This is a genomic window from Myroides sp. LJL115, assembly GCF_054871665.1.
The window spans coordinates 12715-36786 of record NZ_JBTXLS010000017.1 but is presented as its reverse complement, the minus strand read 5'-3'; the positions used below and the strand labels follow the sequence as shown (position 1 = coordinate 36786).

Here is a 24072-nt window from a genome sequence, read left to right as displayed (position 1 = left end):
ATTAAAGCGATGCATTAATAAAACGTTGGTTGTTCACTTGAGCTAAAAGGTGCTTTAAATCCTGTTCGTTTACCTCTTTTTTAGTATCAGCAACTTGTAGGAAATGTTGATATAAAATATCTAATTCATTTTTAGTTACATCGTATCCTATGTTTTTGAAACGGTAGGCTAGGGCAGATCTTCCACTTCTAGCTGTTAAAACGATAGAAGATTCATCTACACCTACATCTCTAGGATCAATAATCTCGTAAGTATCCCTTCTTTTGATTACTCCATCTTGGTGAATTCCTGAACTGTGCGCAAAAGCATTAGATCCTACAATAGCTTTATTTGGCTGTACAATCATTCCCATAGTAGAAGAGGTAAGTTTACTTAACTCATTTAGCATCTTGGTATTAATATCAGTGTAAAACCCTAAATCTTGGTGTTGTTTGAAAATCATCACTACTTCTTCTAAAGCAGTATTTCCAGCTCTTTCTCCAATACCATTAATGGTACATTCAATTTGTCTAGCCCCGTTGATTACTCCTTGAATAGAGTTGGCCGTTGCCATTCCTAAATCATTGTGACAGTGACAAGAGATAATTACATTTTCAATACCAATAACATTTTGGGTTAGGTATTTTATTTTTGCTCCATATTGCTCTGGTAGGCAATATCCTGTGGTATCGGGAATATTTAATACTGTGGCTCCTGCTTTAATTACCTCTTGGCAAATTTGTGCTAAAAACGCATTATCGGTTCTTCCAGCGTCTTCGGCGTAAAACTCAATATCATCTGCAAAGTTTTTTGCATAAGCTACTGCTTCTACAGCTCTTTCAATGATTTGTTCAGGAGTGGAATTGAATTTATATTTTATGTGTAAATCCGAAGTACCGATACCGGTATGGATTCTAGGTTTTTTTGCAAACTCTAAAGCTCTAGCAGCAACTTCAATATCTTTTTTATTTGCACGGGTTAAAGCGCAAATACTCGCATTTTTTACTATTTTTGAAATAGCTACTACAGAGTCAAAGTCACCAGGACTAGAAACAGGAAAACCAGCCTCAATTACATCTACACCGAGTTCATCGAGTTTTTGTGCGATTTGTAATTTTTGTTGTCTATCTAACTTGCACCCAGGTACTTGTTCCCCATCACGTAATGTAGTGTCAAAAATCTCAATCTTTTTGGTCTGCATAATCTTGTTTTTATGATTTCTTAGTAGCAAAAGTGGAAAAATGTTCCATTGCACTTTTGATTTGATTTGGATTATTACAATGCCAAAACAAGTCTTTTGATGTATATGCGTTTGTTTTTTAGGTAGTTAGCTTTAAAAAAATTACAATGTCAAATTATAGTAAAGATCCATTATTTGTATTAATTAAGTCCTTATCACGTTCAGAAAAAAGGCATTTTAAGCTGTATGTAAATCGAATTCAGACCAATAGTGAGGCTAAGTTTTTATCACTTTTTAACTATATGGATAAAATGCCGATGTATTGCGAGAAGAGTATTTTGCAACAACAAATCACCACAAAGGCACAACTCTCTAATTTAAAAGCCAATTTGTATAGAAATATCTTGGTGAGTTTACGTATGAACCCTAGTAAGAAGAATATTCGTATCCAAATTCGAGAGCAATTAGACTTTGCCACTATTTTATACCAAAAGGGCTTACATAAACAAAGTTTAAAGATTTTGGATAAAGTAAAAACCTTGGCCATAGATAAGGAAGAAAAGGCAATGGCTTTAGAGATTATTGAGCTAGAGAAGGTGATTGAAAGCCAGTATATCACCCGAAGTATTTCTGGTAGGGCTGACGAATTAATTAAGCAAAGCCAAGAGATTAGTTTGCAGAATTTTTATTCCATCCAGCTTTCCAATCTTTCCTTGAAGCTTTACAGTGAAATACTTACCTCTGGATATGCTAAAAATGATGCAGAAAAACAGAAAATACTGACTCTTTTTGATGATAATATGCTTAAGGTTGATCCAAAGATGTTAAACTTCAAAGAGAAGTTATGGTATTTTAAAACACATGTTTGGCGTTGTTTTTTACTACAGGATTATTATAGCGCCTATAAATTTGTACGTTTATGGGTAGAGTTATTTTACGATCATCCCGATATGATACTAAGTAACCCTATCTGGTTTTTGAAAGGTAATTCTTACTTATTTAAATTGATCTTACTTTTCAAAAGTAGCGATAGATTTACTCTTTGGAACGATAAGCTACAACGGGTTCTAAACCAAGATAACTTCCCTCAAAGTGTCAATATTGATTCTATAGTATTTTTGACGCAATTCAATAATAAATTGAATCGTGAAATCATTCAAGGTAGTTATAATGGAAACTTGCTGTTTTTAAAGCATTTACAAAGGGGGATTAATGAGTATAGTAACGTAATTGATGAGCATCACTTTTTAGTTATTTATTTTAAAGTAGCCGCAGTTCACTTTGGTTATCAAAACTATAAGGAGTCTTTAGTATATACCACTAAGATACTTGAGAATACAACCTATAGTGTACAACAGGATTTATTGTTTCATACGCGTATTTTATCCCTAATGGCTCAATTTGAGTCCGGATTGGATGAAAAATACGAAGAGTATTTAACAGCAAATCGGATTCTAGTGACCAAAATGAAAAATAAAACTCCGATTCACGATGTATTAATGGATCTATTCCAAGGTTTAGTAAGTAATTATCCTGATCAACAAAAAAAGGTGTTGCAAACTTATGTGGATACTGCTAGGGAGTTATTTAAAAACAGGTATTATCGTAGAAGTATTTTATATATTGATGTGTTAAACTGGGCCAACAAAAAGTTACAATAAGTTAATTTTTTACTCTAAATTAGCTTTGATTCTTTAATTGGACATAGGGTATTTATTAAAAATACTTTGGATGTTAAAGTAGAGCTTGCCTTAATTGATAAAATGTTAAAGTTACTCGTTTAGTAAGAGTATTATCTAAAATGGAGGTTTTTCTTTATTTTGTGTATTTTTATTGCTTAATTATTTTAAATTATAATTATTTTCTATCTATTTTGGTATATTTGTGAAGTAAACTTACTTTCCGATTTTGAATAGGTATTGTCCTCTTAAAAGAGGATAAAACATACATTATGCCTTGGAAATAGGACTTTTTGCAGAATTTAGGTATAATTTATATGTTATTTGTATTTTTGCGATTTTGGCGAAATTATAACATTTATAATCTTAATATTTATATAATGCGTGCTGAAATAACACGATTAATAGTATCTTTGCATTGTTTAGACAACATAAAGTTAGAAAATTTGAATGTGATTTATTTCTTCGTTAAACCTAAAAGGGATTTTTCAAGTGTAAATTGACAAAACAATTAAATATATGATATTGGCATTAACTGTTTCGTTGTTCCCTTCATGTGGAACTGAGCAAGAAAAGGAGATTTATACCAAAGATAATACAAGTAAACAAATTGATTTATTGAATAAAAATGACCTAGATGGAACCTTTTTTAAAGCAATGGATCAAGATACTCTTCAAAGTATTGCAATTAGTAAGAAGGGGATAGTTTACTCGAGTTCAAAACCAAGTCAAAAACTGACTTTTCCTTTTGTAGAGCCATTAGTGGATGGTGAAAGTAGAGTATATAGCACCTCCAATAAAAATGAGTCGATTGATATAGTGATTTATGAGGACGAAACGGCTCAAAATTACTTGGACGGACGTTTTGATCATTCTGTTGCAGTAAGTATTACTAAAAATGGCGGAGATGGCGCTAGTGATTTTGCATGTTATGGACACTATTTATACGATGAGTCTTTATCGGGTAACTGGGTTTTTCAGGCCTATGAAGACAAGAGAATCGAAGAATTAGGAATCGATCAAATTCCTTTGATTTGTATAGATATTAATACTAGAAGTTTCTCTGGAAGTGGAGGTAACCATATGATTTACGGTGATATACGTTGTCAAGGAGACGCTGTGTTCTTTAAGATTATCTTATCCCCAGAGTACGTAACGGATTCTTATCAAAAAGAAAAAGAGCTATTAGCTGTTTTAGATAATTGCGATCGTTACCATATCAAAGCAGATACCTTGTTTTTATATGAACAAGATACTCTAAAGCTTACCTTTGTTAGAGATTTGTATAACATATAAGTAAAGTACTCTAATAAGATTATTTTAAGTTGATAGTAAAATAAAAGAAGTGGAAACCTTATTTGGTTTCCACTTCTTTTATTTGTTCTAAAGTCATCGTATCTGTACGATCGTCTAGTTTTTTGTATGCCGCTACAATTCGCTTAACCAATTTATGTCTTACGATATCTTTGTCATCTAAGAAAAGCATGCCAATTCCTTCTACATCTTTTAAAATATATAAGGCTTCTTTAAGTCCAGAGGAAACTTTCTTTGGTAAATCTATTTGTTGAGGATCTCCTGTGATAATAAACTTAGCATTTTTACCCATACGAGTTAAAAACATTTTCATTTGGGAATGGGTCGTATTTTGGGCCTCATCTAAGATAACAAAAGCATTATCTAAGGTTCTACCTCTCATAAAGGCTAAAGGAGCAATTTGAATGGTTCCTTTAAGTAAATAGTCCTCTAGTGTCTGTGGAGGTATCATGTCTCTTAAAGCATCGTATAAAGGCTGCATATAAGGGTCTAACTTATCTTTCATATCTCCAGGAAGGAATCCTAGATTTTCACCTGCTTCTACAGCTGGTCTTGTTAGAATAATCCTTTTTACCTCTTTATTTTTTAAAGCTCTAACGGCTAAAGCTACTCCTGTGTAGGTTTTACCAGTTCCAGCAGGGCCGATTGCAAAAACCATATCGTTTTTTTCCACAATTTTTACTAACTTGTGCTGGTTTGGTGTAAGGGCCTTGATTAATTTACCAGAAACTCCATGTACTAAGATGTCGTCTTTGGGATTCATTATCTCTGGTCCATTATCCATAACAATACGTTCAATGGTGTTTTCATCTATTTTGTTATAGCGGATAAAGTATTTGACTAATCGCTCAAAGCGAATCTCAAATTCGTCCAAAATTTCAGGATCACCAAAAACTTTTACAAAATTGTCTCTAGAAACTATTTTTAATTTTGGATATAGTTTCTTAAGTACGTTTAAATGAATGTCTTGTGGACCCCAAAAGTCTTTTGGGTTAAAATAAGCTAGTTCAATTGTTCTTTCGTTCAAGAGGAATGAGAATTAATTAAAAAAAATAATCTAATTTTGTAAATCAAATCTACTAAAAAAATCCATTCTTCTAAAAAATATATTGAAAATTTAAAATGCAAAGGATAATTACTCTTACTACAGATTTTGGATATAAGGACTACTACGTGGGAGCCCTTAAGGGAAAGATATACTCTAATATACCAAGTTGTAATATAGTAGATATATCACACGATATTTCCCATTATAACGTAGAAGAGGCTGGTTTTGTAATTGCTGCAGCATATAAAAACTTTCCAAAGGGAAGTATACACATTATCGCAGTGGATGCAACAATCACAGAATTTAGCCCAGCGATATGTTTATTCTACCAAGGTCATTATTTTATTACAGCCGACAATGGTATACTAACTCTACTTTTACAACAAGAAGCAAAAGCTGAAGTGATCTTAATAGACCCTAATGCTGCTATGAAAAGTAGCAATGATATTTTTGTGTACTGCGCCTATCAATTATTTGAAGGTAAAGCACTAGAGGACATAGGAACTTTAACCCAAGATTTTAATCGATTAAACCGTTTAGGAGACGCTTTGGAAATCCATAAAAATGGGATACAAGGTAAAATAGTCTATGAAGATTCTTTTGGAAACTTAGTTAGTAATATCTCTAAGGCAGATTTTGAGAAAATAAGCCAATCTAGGAATTTTGAGATTATTGTAAAGGATTATCGCATAAAGAGAATAAATCGTTATTACTGTGATTTTACTACAGCCGATAGTCAATCCTTAAAGGAAAGGGCAGGGGAGTTTGTAGCGGTTTTCAATGATTTAGATCTACTTACTATAGGCCTTTTTTATTCCAGACCAAATACCCCAGGAGGGTCTCCAAGAACTCTTATGAATATACAATTGTACGATAATATTAGTATTGTCTTTCAAAGGGAAGAGCATCAATAGAAAAATATAAAAACATGTTTGTTAGAATAGTTAAGTTAAGTTTTAAACAAGATCAGGTTGAGAATTTTTTAACCTATTTTGAGAAAATAAAACATATTGTTAGAAATCAACCAGGATGTAGCTTCTTAGAATTATATCAAGATAAAAGCAATCCAAGTGTGTTTTTTACCTATAGTTATTGGCAAGATCCACAAGACCTAGATAATTATCGTTATTCTGCAACTTTTAAAGAAATATGGCCTTATGTTAAAACCATGTTTAAAGAGGATGCAATGGCTTGGAGTGTAGATAAACGCGTAACTTTAATTTAAGATGAAAGCAATTTGTTTACAGGAAATTCGCAGTTTCTTAAGCGGCATTACTGCCTATTTAGTTCTAGTTGTCTTTTTAATGGTAACAGGACTTTTATTATGGGTATTACCAGGAAGCTTTAATATCTTAGAGAATGGTTTTGGGGATTTGTCCGATTTATTTTTATTGGCTCCTTTAGTTTTTATCTTTTTGATTCCAAGTATTACCATGGCTAGTTTCTCTTCAGAGATAAAGCAAGGTACTATAGAACTTTTACTCACTAAACCCATTGGAATTTGGTCCATAGTCCTTGGTAAGTTCGCAGGAGTTTTTATCCTTGTTATTTTAGCCATTATTCCCACCACTGCCTATATTTGGATTATATCTCAATACTTACAAGTAGATCACTCCTTAGATACAGCTACTTTACTTGGGTCTTATCTAGGATTGTTTTTCTTAGCAGGGGCTTATTGCGCTATTGGCGTTTTTTGCTCTACTTTAAGTAGCAATCAAATTGTTTGTTTTTTATTGGGAGTTTTACTGTGTGCTTTTATGTATATAGGTATAGAGCAAATCGCTCTTTTAAGTGGCTCTTTATCCATAGAACAGTTAGGAGTGGAGTATCATTTCAAAAGTATTAGTAAAGGAGTAATTGATACTAGAGACCTTTTGTACTTTAGTAGTTTGACTATTCTTTTTCTAGCTATGAGTGTGTTTAAAGTAAATATGTTGCGTAAATAATGAGAAAAACAACACAAAAAAACTTGAAATCTCTAGGGCTAATTTTTGCTTTATTAATTATAATTAATGCTTTAGGCTCTTTTCTATACGCCAGATGGGATTTAACCAATGATAAAAGGTATACTATATCACAGGCCTCTAAAGAGGTGTTGCAACAGGTACATGCCCCGGTTGTAATAGATGTTTTCTTAAGTGGAGATTTGCCACAGGAATTCAATCGTTTGCAAAGGGAAACCAAACAAATGTTGGAAGAGTTCTCTGTTATAAATAGCAATATTAAGTTTCAGTTTATCAACCCCTTGGAGGAATCTTCCGCTAATCAGGATCAGTTATTAGAGGACTTATATGCCTTTGGTATAAAACCTTTATCTATAACAGTTAACGAAAAAGGAAGCCAGACCCAGAGTTTTGTACTTCCATGGGCAATTGTTTATAGTGGAGAGCAGGCCGCTAAAGTGCAGCTCTTAAAAAGCAATATGGGGGCAAGCACAGCCAATACAGTGCTTAATTCTGTACAGTACTTAGAGTATGCCCTTATCAAGGGAATTGATCAAGTAGCTACTTTAGAGCAAAAAAACATTGCTGTGTTAAAAGGTAATGGGGAGTTAGAGGATATGGAAATGGCAGATTTTCTAATGGATATTGCTCAACGATATAACGTAGCCTCTTATACGATTGATTTACAAAAGAAACTACCAGGTGATGTTTTACAAGGATTAAAGCAATTTGATTTAATTATTGTAGCCAAACCTACAAAGGAGTTCTCTTCTGAGCAAATAGGGATTTTAGATCAATATATCATGCAAGGAGGTAAGAGTTTATGGTTATTAGATCAAGTTGTTGCAGATATGGACTCTATACGACAACAAGGATCGACTCTAGCATATGGACAAAAACAATCCTTAGGGGAGATGTTGTTTAAATACGGCCTTAGGATCAATCCAGTTTTGGTAAAAGATGAAATGGGTACTTCAATTAAAATTGCAAGTGGTAGACAAGGTAGTCAAACTACTTATAGTGATTTTGTATGGAAGTTTTCTCCTTTTGTTTATCCTGTTTCCACCCATAGTATCGTTAAAAATATAGAGGGCTTGAAATTGGATTTTACCAGTCCTATGGATACCCTTAAGAATGATATAAGCAAAACAGTTCTTTTACAAAGTAGTCCTTATTCCACTACAGTAGGTACTCCTGTGGAGATTTCTTTGGAGGTTCTTCAAGAGAAAACCACGGCCGATATGTATAAGGATAAGGGAAATTATATTTTAGGAGTATTATTAGAAGGGGAGTTTGCTTCGGTATTTACCAATAGAATATTCCCTTTTGCCAATAGTTCTGTATTACAAAAGAGTCCTTTAAATAAAATGATTGTCATTTCTGATGGAGATATAATTCGAAATCAATTTGATGCTAAAGGAGTTCCGATGGAGTTAGGTTTTGATAAGTGGACAAATATCCTTTATGGGAATAAGGACTTTTTAAACAATAGTGTGGACTTTTTACTGCAGGATAAGGATCTTTTATCTCTAAGAACCAAAGAAGTTCGCCTAGCAATGTTAGATAAAATGAAAGTATATGATAATTATTCGTATATTCAATTTTTGGCACTAACAATTCCAATTGTGGTAGTTATGCTTTTCGCAATAGTGTTTTTTGTGCTTCGCAAAAGCAAATTAGTTAAAAAGTAGCATAAAATCACTTTTATTATTGATATTAATCCAATATATTTGTAGCTGTAAAAGCAGTTTTACGTATTAAATAATTGTAATATGAAGTTTATAGTATCGAGTTCCTACTTGTTAAAACAATTACAAGTTTTAGGTAGTGTAATCAATAGCAGCAATACTTTGCACATTTTAGATAATTTTCTATTTGAATTAGATAATAATATTTTAAAGGTATCTGCATCTGATTTAGAGACAACCATGTCTGCTACTTTGGAGATAGAATCAACTAGCCAAGGAAGCATTGCTGTTCCTGCTAAATTGTTATTGGAAACTTTAAAGACTTTTCCAGAACAACCTTTGACTTTCTCTGTAAAGGAAAACAATACCATAGAAATTAGCTCAGATGTTGGAAAATATGTGTTAGCTTATTCTCAAGGAGATGAGTTCCCTAAAGCAGAGTCTTTAGAGGATCCTGCTACAACACAAGTACCTGCTGGAGTATTAGCTACAGCTATTAGCAAGGCTATTTTTGCAGCTGGTAATGATGATTTACGCCCAGTAATGTCTGGAGTGTTCTTTCATTTTTCTCCAAGTGGTCTAATTTTCGTTGCAACAGATGCACATAAATTAGTAAAATACTCTAGAACAGATATTACCTGTGAGAGTGAGGCTAGTTTTATTATGCCTAAGAAACCATTGAATATTTTGAAAAATATTTTAATGAGTTCTGGAGCTGATGTAACTATTGAGTTCAATGAGAGTAATGCACAATTTAATTTTGATAATTATACTTTAACTTGTCGTTTAATCGATGGGAAGTATCCAAATTATGAAGCAGTAATTCCAAAGGAAAATCCAAATAAATTATTAATCAATCGCTTACAGTTTTTAAGTAGTGTTAGACGTGTGAGTATTTATGCCAATAAAACTACCCACCAAATCCGCTTAAAAGTAGCTGGAACAGAGTTGAATATTTCTGCTGAAGATATTGATTATTCTAACAAAGCGGACGAGAGATTGACTTGTGATTACCAAGGAGATGATATGCAAATTGGATTTAATGCTCGCTTTTTATTAGAGATGTTAAACAACTTGCAATCAGACGAAATCCTATTAGAGATGTCTTTACCGAACCGCGCTGGTATATTAACTCCAGTAGATGGTTTAGAGGATGGAGAGCTGGTAACTATGCTAGTTATGCCAGTTATGCTTAATAGCTAAGAGATAACAGTAGAAAAATAGTAAAAAGACCACTAGAGATAGCTGGTCTTTTTTTAATATTACCCCCACCTTACTTAAATAGTCTATTTCATGTAAAGGGGGGGGTTAAAAGGCCTTAAGATCACAAATATGAACAATATACTAATTACCGGTGGAGCTGGTTTTATTGGCTCCCATGTAGTACGTCACTTTGTAAAGACCTATGATAACTACCACATTTATAATTTAGATGCTTTAACTTATGCAGGGAATTTAGAAAACTTAAAGGACGTAGAGTCTTTTCCTAACTATACCTTTGTGAAAGGAGATATTAGAGATATGGCTTTTTTAAAGGAATTATTCTATAAGTATTCTTTTGACGCAGTTATTCATTTAGCAGCAGAATCTCATGTGGACCGCTCTATTGAGGACCCTTTAGCTTTTGTTACTACTAATGTAATAGGCACAGTGAATCTTTTACAAGTATGTAAACAATTTTGGGGTTCTGATTTTAAGGATAAACTATTTTATCATGTCTCTACCGATGAGGTGTATGGATCTTTACCAGAAGAAGGACTTTTTATGGAGACAACAAGTTATGATCCAAATTCTCCTTATTCTGCTTCCAAAGCTAGTTCGGACCATTTTGTACGTGCCTATGCTCACACCTATGGGCTTCCTGTTGTAATAAGTAATTGTTCCAATAACTATGGACCTTTTCAATTTCCAGAGAAATTAATCCCGCTGACTATTCATAATATCTTAAAACAAAAAACCATTCCTATTTATGGTAATGGTAAAAATATTAGAGATTGGCTGTATGTACAGGATCATGCCTTGGCTATAGATTGTGTTTTTCATCAAGGAAAGCTAGGACAGACCTATAATGTTGGAGGACTTAATCAATGGGCAAATATTGATTTAGTAAAGCAGATTATTTTAGAGATGGACCAGCGATTAGGTAATAAGGAAGGACATAGTTTGTCGCTTTTAAAATTTGTTAGTGATCGTCCTGGTCATGATATGCGATATGCTATTGATGCTAGTAAATTACAAAGTGAGTTAAAGTGGTCGCCTAGTGTTAGTTTTGAACAAGGTTTAAGTAAAACCATAGAGTGGTATTTAAATAATCAAGATTGGTTAGAGGGGGTAAATAGTTTAGAATATCAAAATTACTACCAAAGACAATACAATAAGAGATATTAAATGGTTGTGTTATCTTGTGTTTATAAAATCAAAAAAGGAGTCTTATATAATAGGACTCCTTTTTTAATGGTTATTTTTGGGATATAATATCCTTTATATATTGGTAGTACTCCGAGGAGTGATTTTGTATTTGTTTTTGTAAAGCCTCTTTGCTTATCCATTTATTCTGAAGAGCAATTTCTTGTAAACAGGCAATTTTAAGTCCTGTTCTTTTTTCAACTGCTTTGACAAATTCTGTAGCTTCCACTAAGGATTCATGTGTACCGGTATCCAACCAGGCGAATCCTCTCCCAAGGGTTTCTACCCTAAGGCGATTTTCTTTAAGGTAAATATTGTTTAAATCAGTTATCTCTAGTTCACCTCTTTGGGAAGGAGTGAGCTTTTTAGCGTTTTCAACTACATCATTGGGAAAGAAGTAAATACCTACTACCGCAAAATTGGAGGTAGGTTTTTTAGGCTTCTCTTGAATATCTATAGCTTTTCCTTGCTTATCAAAGCTAACTACTCCATATCTAGAAGGATCTTTGACAGTATATCCAAAAACTGTTGCGTCTTTTAGATTTTTAGTGTTTTCTATAGATTGCGTTAATTTATTTTGTAGTCCATTCCCATAGAAGATATTGTCTCCTAAGATCAGGCAAACATCACTATCTTGTATAAAAGAAGCTCCTAGTAGAAAAGCTTGGGCAATACCTTGAGGTTTCTCTTGAATACAATAATTCAAAGAGATACCAAAATTGCTACCATCTCCTAATAATTGCTCAAAAAGGGGTAGATCTCTTGGTGTAGAAATAATTAAGATTTCTTTTATTCCAGCAAGCATTAGTACCGATAAAGGGTAGTAAATCATTGGTTTGTCATAAACAGGTAAAAGCTGTTTAGAAATGGCTAAGGTTAAAGGGTGAAGTCTTGTTCCAGAGCCCCCTGCTAAAATAATTCCTTTCATATATATAGTTGTTTTTACAAATGTAGCCAATTATACCAATGTAGGTATTACTAATGGCGTTAGTTTGCTTTTTTAAATGGACAATATGCTTTCAATAAAAAAGCTCGATTAATAATTAACCGAGCCTTAAATGTATCATTGTATAGTAATATCTTTTCTATAGGTTTTTCTTTCTTTATGGATTTCAGGGTTTAAACTCTTCCATAATTGCTGAATTTTATTATTTTCCTTAAGTAAAGGGTTAGTCTCTACAATTTCAATCTTGTGTTTAGTAAAGCATTTGTAAATTTCCTTGAAAATAATAGCTGTTACTCCTTTGCTTCTATATTCAGGGTCTACTCCAATTAAATAGTACTCTGCGTGGTTGTTTTTACGCATTGCTTGTAAAAGATGCCAAAATCCGAAAGGAAATAATTTTCCATTTGCTTTTTGAAAACCTCTAGAGAAAGAAGGCATGGTAATGGCAAAAGCAATCATCTTATTATTCTCATCCATCACACAGCTAATGAAGTCTGGGTGTATAAATTGCAAGTACTTGGTCTTGTAATGTTCGATCTGGAAATCTTCTATTGGTACAAAACTTTGTAGGTCTGCATAGGTCTTATTTAAAAGAGCGAACATTTCATCCACATAAGGCAATAGTTCTTTAATAGTCTTAAACTCTAGTGCTCTTACCTTAAATCGTTCTTCTACAATAGTAGACATTCTTTCTATCTTTTCTTCATTATAGGCAGACATGTCAATTTTGTATTCAATCCATTCTGCCTCTGGAGTAAATCCAAGCTGGGTTAAATGTTCTGGGTAGTAATCATGGTTGTATAGGCCAATCATAGTTGCAATTTGATCAAATCCTGTGGTTAGCATTCCTGCCTTGTCCATATTGGAAAAGCCCATAGGGCCTTCTATATATTGCATCTTATGTTTAATGGCAAATTCTTCTACCTTTTGTAATAGTGCTTTTGTAACCTGGGGGTCATCTATCATATCTAACCATCCAAATCTTACCTTTGGTTTATGAAGGTCATTTACCTCCGTCCAGTTGATACAACAAGCTACTCTTCCTACTAGTTTAGTATTTTTATATGCTAAATAGAATTCTACATCTACAGATTTAAAAATATCATTTTTAGGATCAAAACTTTTTATCTCATCCTTTATAATAGGAGGTACCCAATAGGCATTGTTTTTATATAACTCAAAAGGAAATGTAACAAAATCCTTCATTTGTTTTTTAGTGGTTACTTTTTGTATTTCAATCATAATATATAAACAAGAGTTCACAAGATACAAATATAGTTTATCTATAGAGAACTCTAATGGGTTTTTAGTCTAGCTTTTTAATGGTAAAAATTTCATTTGCCCCCAAGGTACGTGGATAAGTTCTAAGGCTATATTTCTTTGGATCAAACAAAGCAGTGAAGTCTTGGTTTCTTTTAGCTTGCTCCTTATTAATGACAATAGTATTGAATAAAATAAAGCCGTCCTTATCTAGGAGCTGTAGTAAATGCTTCACAAAGTAATTTTGAAATAGAAAATCTGGCATATGGTAATCTATAAAGATGTCAATTATTATAAGGCCATAGCTTTTATTGGTGCGTAGTACATATTCAAAAGCATCCATAATATGTATTGTATGCTTATGATTGTATTGTTCTAAGTCGAAGTATTTTTTTCCAAGGGAAACAATCTGTTGATCTAATTCTACACTATCGATTTGATTGGTGTACTTTACTTGGTTTCTTAATGTAGAGATAATTCCTCCAGCGCCTAGTCCTAAAATAAGTACGCTATTTGCTTTTCTAATTTTACTAAAGCCAATATAATTTAGGGCTTGCTGTAAAGTATTTTGTAGTTCTCCATAGGAGTAATTTGTGTTTTTGGTGTCTAGGGTTAACTTGCCTTTATGGTAAACAAGTTGAAGTTGGTTATTCACTTTAGAGGGTATTTTTTTATATACCACTGGGGTGAAGTAACTGATTAATTTTTTGAGCATACTATGTTTTATTTTGCTGTAATCAAAGGTAAACTATTTGATGCATTAACGGGTACTAATGACTGCAAATTACCCTAGGTTTTGTCTTTACCTTGGAGTAAATGTCTTAAAAGTTCCATCGGTATAAAAGACAACAATTTGTGAAATATCGTCTTTTTCAGTGAAATTAAATAGTGGGTTTTGCGGGGATTTATCTTTGATTTTAGAGGTGTTTTCTGGAGTGTTATTTTGCCTTTTATCTCCGGATTTATTCTGTTTTTTTTGACTCTTTTTTAAAGAATTATCCAAGTGATTATCTTTTGTGTAAGCAGAAAGGGGAGTGTGGTTATCAGAAGAATTGTTGTTCTTTTCTTGTAAATAAGAGCCATCTCCTTTTAATAGCCACTCTAAACTGAGCTCGGGGAAGGCATGGTTTATTTTTAAAATAAAGTCTAAACTAGGTTTGTTTCTACCTGAAAGTAGATGAGATAGGCTAGAGCGCTGCACACCTATTTTATCGGCAAAACTAGAGGCGGAGTGCTCTAAATTTTCTAATAAAAATTCTAATCTGTCCACAAAGTTGTCCATAGTCAAAAGGGCTATTAAAAAGGATGAAATCTGCTATTTAGTTTACAAATGTAATAAAAATATAAATTAGTTTATCCCTATATAGGATTTAAAAACATTAGTTACTTTAAGTTAATGTTTAAGTAAGATTATTTAAAGAGTTGGAAAATAATATTTTATATCTAAAATTATTAAGATTAGAGTACTTATAGTTTTGCTGCTTTGAAAAGTTTACATTTGTAATTACATTTGTAAACAATAAATACTCTATTTGTGTTTACAATTGTAATAAAATCTTTTTTTACATTTGTTTGTACCCTAAAAAACTAAAGCGATGGATTATCAAGATATTGTAAAAAACTATAAAGATGGTAAAGTAGAAGGAAGATGGGTTACCAATGAGCACATAGAGGATAGCTTAAAGGACTTAAAGCTTTACTTTAAGGTTGAAGTGATTGGTTATAGCCAAGAAAATTTACCTATTAAAAAGGTAATTTGGGGACATGGTCCTGTAAAGATTGCTATGTGGTCTCAAATGCATGGCAATGAATCAACCACTACTAAGGCGGTTCTGGATTTGCTATATTTTCTAAATAATTCTCAAGATCCTGTAGTGCAGAAATGGAGGAGTTTTTTTACCTTGCAAATCATTGTGATTTTGAATCCCGATGGGGCAAGGTCTTATACTCGTAATAATGCCAATCAAGTAGATCTTAATCGCGATAGTATTTTACTGAGTCAAAGAGAGAGTAAGGTCCTAAGAAATTTTCTGGAAGAGTTCAATCCACATTATGCCTTTAATTTGCATGATCAGCGTAGTATTTTTGGAGTGGGTGATACGGGAAAAAATGCGATAATTTCTTTTTTGGCACCTGCCTATGATTCGGAATTATCTCTTAGAGAAAATCGCATTTTAGCAATGCAGTTAATTAGTTGTATTAACCAGGAATTACAAAAAGATATAAAGGGGCATGTAGGAAGGTTTGACGATGCTTTTAATATCAATTGTATAGGGGATTATTGTCAAAGCCAGAATTGGATTACTGTTTTATTTGAAGCAGGTCATTATCCAAAGGATTACCAAAGAGAGAAAAGTAGAGCTATTGTTTTTAAAAGTTTATGTATTGCTTTAAATACAATATATAAGCAAGAACATTTAGAAAAAGATATAATAGAGTACTTGTCTATACCTGAGAATAAAAAAAACTTCACTGATATTATCTTTGCAAATGTGTTAGAACAAGGTAGTGGGGAGGTTTTTATTGTAAAAGCTCAATATTTGGAGCAATTTGCAGATAAAAAAGTTAATTTCTGTCCTATTGTTGTGGATATTAATAAAAAAGGAAGTAAATTTGCGCATCTATGTGAGCAAGAGCGTTATGTTTTTAGGAAGGAATATATAGATAAACAGGAAATTTTAAATAAAAACCTTGAGGAAGTAATAAGGATTACGCCACAAAAGGTTAATATTATACTAAAAAAATAATAAAATTTGTGATTTCTTAAACAAATGAAATTTTAATTTAGTATTATTGTACAGAATTAAAGATTTAGAATAAGATAAATAAAATTGATTTATGAGTAAATTTCGTTTAGATGAAATCGATCACCAAATCTTAGATATGTTGATTGATAATACGAGAGTTCCTTTTACAGATATTGCTAAAAAACTTTTGATTTCTGCCGGTACTGTTCACGTACGTGTTAAGAAAATGGAAGATGCAGGAATTATACAAGGTTCTTCTTTAACTTTAGATTATGAGAAATTAGGGTATGCATTTATTGCTTATATAGGAATTTTCTTGCATAATACTTCTCAAACTAAATTCGTTTTAGAGAGAATTAATGAAATACCATTTGTAACGGTTGCCCACGTGACTACAGGGAAATTCAATGTTTTCTGTAAAATTAGAGCTAAAAACACTCGTCATGCAAAAGAGGTAATCTATATGATTGATGATATTGAAGGAGTTTACAGAACGGAATCAATGATTTCTTTAGAAGAAAGCATCAATGATAAAAAACGTTTAATGCACACTATTTTCAAAGAATTATAAGAGTGTATTACATACAATAAAATATAAAAACTGCTCTAGAGCAGTTTTTTTTATGCCTAATAGTTAAATAAATTATGGACTCTCTTTCACAAATTGTATTAGGGGCTGCTGTTGCTAATGCTGTTGCAGGTAAGCAAATTGGCAATCGGGCTCTTTTGTATGGAGCTATAGTGGGAACTATCCCAGATTTAGATGTTTTAGCTCTTTTTTTTACGGATCATTTAACTGGGGTGGAATTTCATCGTACCCTTACTCACTCGGTTTTCTTTGCCTTTATAGCCTCTTTTTTTCTGGGCTATATTCTGTTTTTATTGGAGAAAAAGCGAGATCTATCCTTTTCTAGGGCCTACTGGTTAGTGTTTCTAGGGCTGTTTACTCATTCTTTGTTAGATATTTTTACCACTTGGGGAACAGCTCTTTTTTGGCCTTTACCTTATTATTTCGCCTTTAAAAGTATATTTGTCATCGATCCTTTATATACGTTGCCCTTTTTGTACTTTTTGGTACGATCGGCTTTATGTAAAGATAATTGGCCTAAAAGAAGGTATTTCAATACATTAGCTTTAGTGGTAAGTAGTGCTTATTTATTGATTGCACTTGGTTTAAAAGCAGTGGTTTACTCTAAGTTTAAAAAGGAGTTAGTTTACAGTGGAATTACCTTTGAGAATATTTCTGTTAAGCCCTCGGCTTTAAATACTATTCTATGGAATGCTATTATCCAAGGTAAGGATGGGTTTTATGTGTCGGATTATTCCTTTTTTGATACGTCAAGACCTTTGTTTACCTATTATGCTAAAAACCATCACTTGGCAGATTCAATTAAGGAGCATAAAGATTTTCAGCGCTTAGTTCGCTTAAGTGAGGGAGATTATGTTTTAAGCCAAAGTGGTGATACTTTATTTTTTCACGATTTGCGTTTTGGTCTTTTGAAAAACGATCCCTTAGATCCACAATTTGGTTTTAGTTATGCTTTAAATAAAGACCAAAAGGGTGATTTAATAATTACAGAGGTAGTTAAGGATAGGTCAGAAGGTGTTAAAATGCTTCAAAAATTGTGGATTAGGATACAAGGTCGATAATAAATAGTAGGCTATTTTAAATAGTTAAGCTATATTTGGGTAGCAATAAAAAAACTGTACTATGAAGATTTTAATTTCTCCGGCTAAGAGTTTAGATTATACAAGCCCAGTTCCAACAACCAATAGTTCTTCTATCACGTTTTTGGAGCAAGCCAAAGAAATACAAGGTGTTTTACAAGAGTTATCTGTAGCTCAAATTCAAGAGTTGATGAAGATTTCTGATGCTTTGGCAAAACTAAATTGGGATAGAAACCAAAGTAGATCCTTTGTTGTTGATGTTGAAAATCAACAGGAATTTCGTCAAGCAGTCTTTGCTTTTAATGGCGATGTATACGGTGGCTTAGATGCATATACCTTAGATCAAAGTAAATGGGAGTTAATGCAAGATAAACTACGTATTTTATCTGGATTATATGGGTTTTTGAAACCTTTTGACTTAATTGAGCCATATCGTTTGGAGATGGGGACAAAACTGTCAATTGGACCTTATAAAGATTTATATGCTTTTTGGAAGCCTATTTTGGCTCAGAAATTAAATGAGCAAACAAAACCAGGGGAGTTACTTGTTAATCTAGCTAGTAAGGAGTACTTTTCAGCTATTGATAAAAAGGCCTTACATACTAGAGTTGTGACTCCAGAATTTAAAGAATTACGCGAAGGTAAATTAAAGACCATTAGTTTTTATGCTAAAAAAGCTAGAGGGCAAATGGTGCGTTATATCCTTGAAAACAATATTGAAGATCTAGAAGGATTGAAAAGCTTTAATGTAGATAACTATGTTTTAAGCGAGGAATTATCTAAAGGAGACCTTTTGGTTTTTACCAGATAAGGCTTCCTAGTGCATTAGGTTGCTTATCCACCCTAAAAAACAACCACTATTACCAACAATAACCACCAAATTAATTATGGAAGAAATACATTATATTAGTTCAAATGTGCTTACAATTGCAAAGTTACAAGATATTTTAGCTTATGGTAAAATTGATTTATCGGAAGAGGCCAGGGCCAATATTGTAAATTGTAGGGAGTATTTGGATAATAAACTCAAAGAGCAACAAGCTCCTATTTATGGAATTAACACTGGATTTGGTTCCTTATGTGATGTGAAGATTCCATCGGATCAGCTTTCCGAGTTACAAGAAAACCTAGTAATGTCTCATGCTTGTGGTACTGGAGAATTAGTTCCGGAACAAATCGTGAGACTGATGCTTGTTTTGAAAATCAAATCTTTGAGTTATGGTAACTCTGGGGTTCAGTTACAAACAGTAGAGCGTTTAATGGACTTTTTCAATAACGACGTTTTACCTGTAGTCTATGACCAAGGTTCCTTAGGTGCTTCAGGAGATTTATCACCCTTAGCACATTTAGCTTTACCACTAATTGGAAAAGGAGAAGTATATGTAGATGGCTTTAGACAACCTGCAAGTAAGGTGCTGGAGCGTTTTGGTTGGGAGCCAATTAAATTGCAAAGCAAAGAGGGCTTAGCTCTTTTAAATGGAACCCAGTTTATGAGCGCTTATGGTTGCTATATTCTTAGTAAAACTAAAAAGCTTTCTTATTTATCGGATCTTATTGCTGCAGTTTCTCTAGAGGGATTTGACGGTAGAATAGAGCCTTTCAATGAGCTTATCCATTATGTTAGACCACATAAGGGGCAAATAGTGACAGCTCAGTTCTTTAATGATGTTCTACAAGGGTCTGAATTAATTGCTCAGGAGAAAAAACACGTGCAAGATCCATACTCTTTCCGTTGTATACCTCAAGTGCACGGGGCATCTAAAGATGCTATTGACTATGTAGACAGGGTTTTTAAAACAGAAATAAATTCGGTAACAGATAATCCAAATATTTTTTATAAAGAAGATATTATTGTCTCTGGAGGTAACTTCCATGGACAGCCTTTAGCTATCTCTTTAGATTTCTTATCTATAGCTTTAGCGGAATTAGGAAGTATCTCAGAAAGACGTACCTACCAATTAATAAGTGGAACAAGGGGGCTTCCTGCCTTTTTAGTGTCTAATCCAGGATTGAATTCCGGTCTTATGATTCCTCAGTATACTGCTGCTAGTATTGCAAGTCAGAATAAGCAATTGGCTACACCTAGTAGTGTAGATAGTATTGTTTCTAGTAATGGACAAGAGGATCACGTTAGTATGGGGGCTAATGCTGCAACTAAAGCATTGCGTATAGTGGATAATTTGGAGCGTATTTTAGCTATAGAATTATTAAATGCAGCTCAAGCTTTAGAATTTAGAAGACCTCTTAAATCGAGTGTGTTTCTCGAGTCATTTATAGCAGCTTACCGAGAAGAAGTTGATTTTGTTGAAAAAGATCGCGTGTTACATTATGATATCGAAAAGACCATTGGATTTTTGGATTCTTTTCAAATTGATATAGAAAATTAAAAATATACTATAAACTGCACTTTATTTTAGTAATAAAGTGCAGTTTTTTTTATATATTGTTATATTTGTGATCCACGATTTAAAAAGAAATATATTTGAGACCCATCAATAAATTAAAGATTCTAAATGACCCAATTTATGGGTTTATCTCTATACCTAACTCCTTGGTATATGATTTAATTGAACATCCTTATTTTCAGCGTCTAAGACGGATTTCTCAAATGGGAGTTTCCTATTTGGTTTATCCAGGGGCACATCATACCCGTTTTCATCATGCTATTGGTTGTATGCATTTAATGCAAAAAGCAGTGCAAGTGCTACGTTTTAAAAATGTAGTCATTTCGCAAGAGGAAGAAACGGCTTTGTATGTGGCTATTTTATTGCATGATATTGGGCATGGTCCTTTCTCTCATGCAATGGAGCACAGTATTGTTGAGCAAGTGGTTCATGAGGATATTTCATTGTATTTTATGAATCGATTGAATGTTGAATTTGATGGGCAACTGGATTTGGCCATAAAAATCTTTAAAGGCGAGTATTATCGTAAATTCATGTTTCAATTAATTAGTAGTCAATTAGATATGGATAGGATGGATTATCTTAAAAGAGATAGTTTTTATTCTGGTGTTGCCGAAGGTAATATTAATTCAGAACGTTTGATTCAGATGTTAAATGTGGTCGAGGATACTTTAGTGGTGGAGCAAAAGGGAATTTATTCTGTGGAAATGTTTTTAGTAGCAAGACGCCTAATGTATTGGCAGGCTTATTTGCACAAGACTAGTGTTTGTGCTGAAATGATTCTAGTCAGAGTATTAAAAAGAGCAAAAGAACTAGCCCAAGAAGGAGTTAAACTATGGGCTAGTGAGGCACTGCTTTTCTTCCTGGAAAATCAAATAGATGCCAAAGATTTTGATCAAAGAGCACTTGACAAATTTGCTCTTTTAGATGATTCAGATATTATGGGAGCATTAAAGTCATGGCAATTTCATGACGATTTTATCCTGTCAAAATTGAGTAATATGATTGTTAATCGCGATTTGTTACAAATAGAGGTGATTAGTGATAAGCAAGAATTGGCTGAAAAGCTAGAAAATAAAACAAATAAAATCGCGTTAGAGTCGAGCTTGAGTAAACAGGCTTTAAAGTATTTTGTATTCAAGGGAAAGGTTAAAAATAGCGCCTATAGTAGAGAGCAACAGCCGATTATGATCTTGAAAAAAAATGGAAGTATCAGGGATATTCTAACGGTTTCCGATCATTTAAATCTCAAGGCCCTAAGCAAACCTGTGACAAAGTATTTGCTTTGTTACCCAAAAAGCACTTTAGAGCCATAAATTTCAATTATATTTTATATTTTTGCCCTAATGAAAATAGCAGCAGAACAAATCGCATCAGTTTTAGAAGGAGAGATAGTAGGGGATCCTACTATTGAAGTTAGTTCTTTATCTAAAATTGAAGAAGGAAAAGAAGGTTCGTTAAGTTTCTTAGCTAACCCTAAATATATACAGCATATTTATACTACAGAGGCTTCTGTGGTGATTGTAAATAAAACATTTGAACCAGAGCGACCTATTAAAGCTACTTTAATTAAAGTAGAGGATGCCTATAAGTCATTTTCCAAGTTATTACAGTTCTATAACGAGGTGAAATTAAGTAAATCTGGTATAGAGCAGCCTTCTGTTATTTCAGAGGGTAGTACGCATGGAGATGGATTATACCTGGGGAGTTTTTCTTATATAGGAAAAAACACGAAAATAGGGGAAAATGTAAAAATTTACCCAAATTCTTTTATAGGAGATAATGTAGTTATTGGAGATAACGTAGTGTTATTTGCAGGAGTACGAATTTATTCAGAAACTCAAATCGGAAATAACTGTACTATTCACTCTGGTAGTATTATTGGTTCAGATGGTTTTGGTTTTGCACCAAACGAGGATGGCAGTTATTCTAAAGTGCCACAAATTGGAAATGTTATCATTGAAGATGATGTTGAAATTGGTGCTTCTACAACAATCGATAGAGCTACTCTTGGATCTACTATTATACGTAAAGGGGTTAAATTGGATAACCAAATTCAAATTGCCCATAATGTTGAAATAGGTGAGAATACTGTAATAGCGTCTCAAACAGGTATTGCAGGGTCTACTAAAGTTGGTAAAAACTGTATGTTTGGAGGACAAGTAGGTATTGTTGGACATATTTCTATTGGAGATAATGTAAAGATCCAAGCTCAAACAGGTGTAACTAGAAGTGTGCCAACTAATGGTGTAGTTCAAGGGACTCCAGCTATTCCAAGTAATGAATTTTTACGCTCTTTTATCCATTTTAAAAATCTACCGCAAATTGTAGAGGATTTAAAAGAGTTGAAAAAGAAAATTTAAGTGAGTATTTAAAAGAATCTATTATAAATAGTAAAGGAAATTAATTATGGTTAAACAAAAAACCATCCAAAACGAAGTAACCTTAAAAGGGGTAGGTCTTCATACAGGTCAAGAGGTAACTATGACACTAAAGCCAGCTCCAGTAAATAATGGTTTTACCTTTGTTAGAGTGGATTTAGAAGGTCATCCTATAATTGAAGCGGATGCTAATTATGTAGTTAATACACAACGTGGGACAAACTTAGAAAAAAAAGGAGTTCGCGTACAAACCACAGAACACGTTTTAGCTGCTTTTGTTGGATGTGATTTAGATAACGTAATCATTGAGCTTAATGCCTCAGAACCTCCAATTATGGATGGTTCCTCTAAGTACTTTGTGGAAGCTGTTGAAAAAGCTGGTGTAGTAGAGCAAGATGCACAAAGAGAAGAGTATATTGTTAAAGAAGTAATTTCCTATGTAGATGATGAGACTGGTAGTGAAATCATTATCATGCCTAGCGATTCTTACCAAGTAACCGCTATGGTTGACTTTGGAACTAAGGTTTTAGGAACTCAAAATGCTACATTAAAAAGTTTAGAAGATTTTAAAGAAGAAATCTCAGAGGCAAGAACATTTAGTTTCTTACATGAATTAGAAGCTCTTTTAGCCAACGGACTTATTAAAGGTGGGGATTTAAATAATGCTATTGTTTACGTAGATAAAGAAATCTCGGAAGAAACAATGGGGCATCTGAAAAAAGCTTTTGGGAAAGAGCAAATTTCTGTAAAGCCTAATGGTGTATTAGATAACTTAACATTGCATTACCCCAATGAGGCAGCAAGACATAAGTTATTAGATGTTATTGGAGATTTGGCTTTAATTGGAACGCGTATTCGCGGTAAAATTATTGCAAATAAACCAGGGCATGCTGTAAATACTGCATTTGCTAAAAAGATGTCAAAGATTATTCGTGATGAGAAGCGCAACCAAGTGCCTAGCTATGATTTGCATGCTGAGCCTTTAATGGATGTGGTGAAAATCATGCAACTTTTACCTCACCGTCCACCATTTTTATTGGTAGATAAAATTTTGGAGATGTCACCAACTCACGTTGTAGGGGTTAAAAATGTTACAATGAACGAAGAGTTTTTTGTTGGACATTTCCCAGGTGCTCCGGTTATGCCAGGAGTATTGATTTGTGAGGCCATGGCTCAATCTGGAGGTATTCTTATTTTGAGTACAGTTCCAGATCCACAAAACTATTTAACGTATTTCATGAAAATGGATAATGTTAAATTCAAAAACAAAGTATTGCCAGGGGATACCCTAATATTCAAATTAGAATTAATTACACCTATTCGCCGCGGAATTTGTCATATGCAAGCTTATGCTTATGCAAACGGTAAGTTAGTAGCGGAGGCTGAATTAATGGCTCAAATATCAAAAAAACCAAATATAGAATAATA

Annotated in this window: 22 protein-coding genes; 16 read left to right on the top strand and 6 right to left on the bottom strand. The window is 33.2% G+C overall.

The genetic code is table 11. The features are described from left to right. Window position 1: 1 nt before the first annotated feature. The gene (locus tag ACYSNX_RS06140) at window positions 2-1180 is read right to left on the bottom strand and encodes a 2-isopropylmalate synthase (RefSeq protein ID WP_461753801.1); all 1179 of its coding nucleotides are present in this window, start codon (window positions 1178-1180) and stop codon (window positions 2-4) included. Window positions 1181-1326: 146 nt separating this feature from the next. Here ACYSNX_RS06140 and ACYSNX_RS06135 point away from each other — a divergent pair, with 146 nt between their 5' ends. Together ACYSNX_RS06135 and ACYSNX_RS06130 are read left to right on the top strand one after the other, a co-directional pair. Beyond that, window positions 1327-2820, top strand: coding sequence for a hypothetical protein (locus ACYSNX_RS06135; RefSeq protein WP_461753800.1), 1494 nt, complete (start codon window positions 1327-1329; stop codon window positions 2818-2820). Window positions 2821-3357: 537 nt separating this feature from the next. Continuing rightward, window positions 3358-4134, top strand: a complete 777-nt coding sequence (locus ACYSNX_RS06130; RefSeq protein WP_461753799.1) for a hypothetical protein — start codon at window positions 3358-3360, stop codon at window positions 4132-4134. Between the two features lie 58 nt (window positions 4135-4192). Here the strand turns inward: ACYSNX_RS06130 and ACYSNX_RS06125 are convergent, their stop codons facing one another. Beyond that, the gene (locus ACYSNX_RS06125) at window positions 4193-5179 is read right to left on the bottom strand and encodes a PhoH family protein (protein WP_461753798.1); all 987 of its coding nucleotides are present in this window, start codon (window positions 5177-5179) and stop codon (window positions 4193-4195) included. A gap of 95 nt (window positions 5180-5274) precedes the next feature. Here ACYSNX_RS06125 and ACYSNX_RS06120 point away from each other — a divergent pair, with 95 nt between their 5' ends. From ACYSNX_RS06120 to rfbB, 6 genes are all read left to right on the top strand, one after another. Next, a complete protein-coding gene (locus ACYSNX_RS06120) occupies window positions 5275-6114 on the top strand; it encodes an SAM hydrolase/SAM-dependent halogenase family protein (RefSeq protein WP_461753797.1) in 840 nt (279 codons plus the stop codon). 14 nt (window positions 6115-6128) lie between these two features. After that, window positions 6129-6425: a putative quinol monooxygenase gene (locus ACYSNX_RS06115; RefSeq protein WP_461753796.1), complete on the top strand. Its 297-nt coding sequence runs from the start codon at window positions 6129-6131 to the stop codon at window positions 6423-6425. Between the two features lies 1 nt (window position 6426). Beyond that, window positions 6427-7146, top strand: a complete 720-nt coding sequence (locus ACYSNX_RS06110; protein ID WP_461753795.1) for an ABC transporter permease subunit — start codon at window positions 6427-6429, stop codon at window positions 7144-7146. Beyond that, window positions 7146-8834 carry a gliding motility-associated ABC transporter substrate-binding protein GldG gene (gene gldG, locus ACYSNX_RS06105; protein WP_461753794.1) on the top strand — a complete coding sequence of 563 codons (1689 nt, stop codon included), beginning with the start codon at window positions 7146-7148 and terminating at the stop codon, window positions 8832-8834. Before ACYSNX_RS06110 ends, gldG begins: the two co-directional genes overlap by 1 nt. 81 nt (window positions 8835-8915) lie before the next feature. After that, on the top strand, window positions 8916-10034 hold the full coding sequence (gene dnaN, locus ACYSNX_RS06100; RefSeq protein ID WP_461753793.1) for a DNA polymerase III subunit beta: 1119 nt from the start codon (window positions 8916-8918) through the stop codon (window positions 10032-10034). A 129-nt stretch (window positions 10035-10163) separates the two neighbouring features. Continuing rightward, window positions 10164-11219, top strand: coding sequence for a dTDP-glucose 4,6-dehydratase (gene rfbB / locus ACYSNX_RS06095; RefSeq protein WP_461753792.1), 1056 nt, complete (start codon window positions 10164-10166; stop codon window positions 11217-11219). Window positions 11220-11289: 70 nt separating this feature from the next. Here the strand turns inward: rfbB and rfbA are convergent, their stop codons facing one another. From rfbA to ACYSNX_RS06075, 4 genes are all read right to left on the bottom strand, one after another. Beyond that, the gene (gene rfbA / locus ACYSNX_RS06090) at window positions 11290-12165 is read right to left on the bottom strand and encodes a glucose-1-phosphate thymidylyltransferase RfbA (protein WP_461753791.1); all 876 of its coding nucleotides are present in this window, start codon (window positions 12163-12165) and stop codon (window positions 11290-11292) included. Between the two features lie 135 nt (window positions 12166-12300). Then, window positions 12301-13425, bottom strand: coding sequence for a GTP cyclohydrolase (locus tag ACYSNX_RS06085; protein ID WP_461753790.1), 1125 nt, complete (start codon window positions 13423-13425; stop codon window positions 12301-12303). A gap of 64 nt (window positions 13426-13489) precedes the next feature. Further along, window positions 13490-14158 (bottom strand): spermidine synthase, encoded by a 669-nt coding sequence (locus ACYSNX_RS06080; RefSeq protein ID WP_461753789.1) that lies wholly within the window; start codon window positions 14156-14158, stop codon window positions 13490-13492. 87 nt (window positions 14159-14245) lie between these two features. Continuing rightward, window positions 14246-14725 (bottom strand): helix-turn-helix domain-containing protein, encoded by a 480-nt coding sequence (locus ACYSNX_RS06075; RefSeq protein WP_461753788.1) that lies wholly within the window; start codon window positions 14723-14725, stop codon window positions 14246-14248. A gap of 313 nt (window positions 14726-15038) precedes the next feature. Here ACYSNX_RS06075 and ACYSNX_RS06070 point away from each other — a divergent pair, with 313 nt between their 5' ends. The 8 genes from ACYSNX_RS06070 to ACYSNX_RS06035 all read left to right on the top strand — a co-directional run bounded on the left by ACYSNX_RS06070 (window position 15039) and on the right by ACYSNX_RS06035 (window position 24070). Then, the gene (locus tag ACYSNX_RS06070) at window positions 15039-16190 is read left to right on the top strand and encodes a M14 family zinc carboxypeptidase (RefSeq protein ID WP_461753787.1); all 1152 of its coding nucleotides are present in this window, start codon (window positions 15039-15041) and stop codon (window positions 16188-16190) included. A gap of 91 nt (window positions 16191-16281) precedes the next feature. After that, window positions 16282-16761, top strand: a complete 480-nt coding sequence (locus tag ACYSNX_RS06065; protein WP_006258948.1) for an Lrp/AsnC family transcriptional regulator — start codon at window positions 16282-16284, stop codon at window positions 16759-16761. 74 nt (window positions 16762-16835) lie between these two features. Further along, window positions 16836-17840: a metal-dependent hydrolase gene (locus ACYSNX_RS06060; RefSeq protein ID WP_461753786.1), complete on the top strand. Its 1005-nt coding sequence runs from the start codon at window positions 16836-16838 to the stop codon at window positions 17838-17840. 61 nt (window positions 17841-17901) lie between these two features. Then, complete coding sequence (yaaA, locus tag ACYSNX_RS06055; RefSeq protein ID WP_461753785.1) at window positions 17902-18669, top strand: peroxide stress protein YaaA; 768 nt, start codon at window positions 17902-17904, stop codon at window positions 18667-18669. A 76-nt stretch (window positions 18670-18745) separates the two neighbouring features. Further along, entirely contained in the window at window positions 18746-20245 is a 1500-nt protein-coding gene (gene hutH / locus ACYSNX_RS06050) for a histidine ammonia-lyase (RefSeq protein WP_461753784.1), read from the top strand. Window positions 20246-20340: 95 nt separating this feature from the next. Further along, on the top strand, window positions 20341-21579 hold the full coding sequence (locus tag ACYSNX_RS06045) for an HD domain-containing protein (RefSeq protein ID WP_461753783.1): 1239 nt from the start codon (window positions 20341-20343) through the stop codon (window positions 21577-21579). Between the two features lie 30 nt (window positions 21580-21609). After that, a complete protein-coding gene (lpxD, locus tag ACYSNX_RS06040) occupies window positions 21610-22626 on the top strand; it encodes a UDP-3-O-(3-hydroxymyristoyl)glucosamine N-acyltransferase (RefSeq protein WP_461753782.1) in 1017 nt (338 codons plus the stop codon). Window positions 22627-22672: 46 nt separating this feature from the next. After that, window positions 22673-24070 carry a bifunctional UDP-3-O-[3-hydroxymyristoyl] N-acetylglucosamine deacetylase/3-hydroxyacyl-ACP dehydratase gene (locus ACYSNX_RS06035; protein ID WP_461753781.1) on the top strand — a complete coding sequence of 466 codons (1398 nt, stop codon included), beginning with the start codon at window positions 22673-22675 and terminating at the stop codon, window positions 24068-24070. Window positions 24071-24072: the final 2 nt, after the last annotated feature.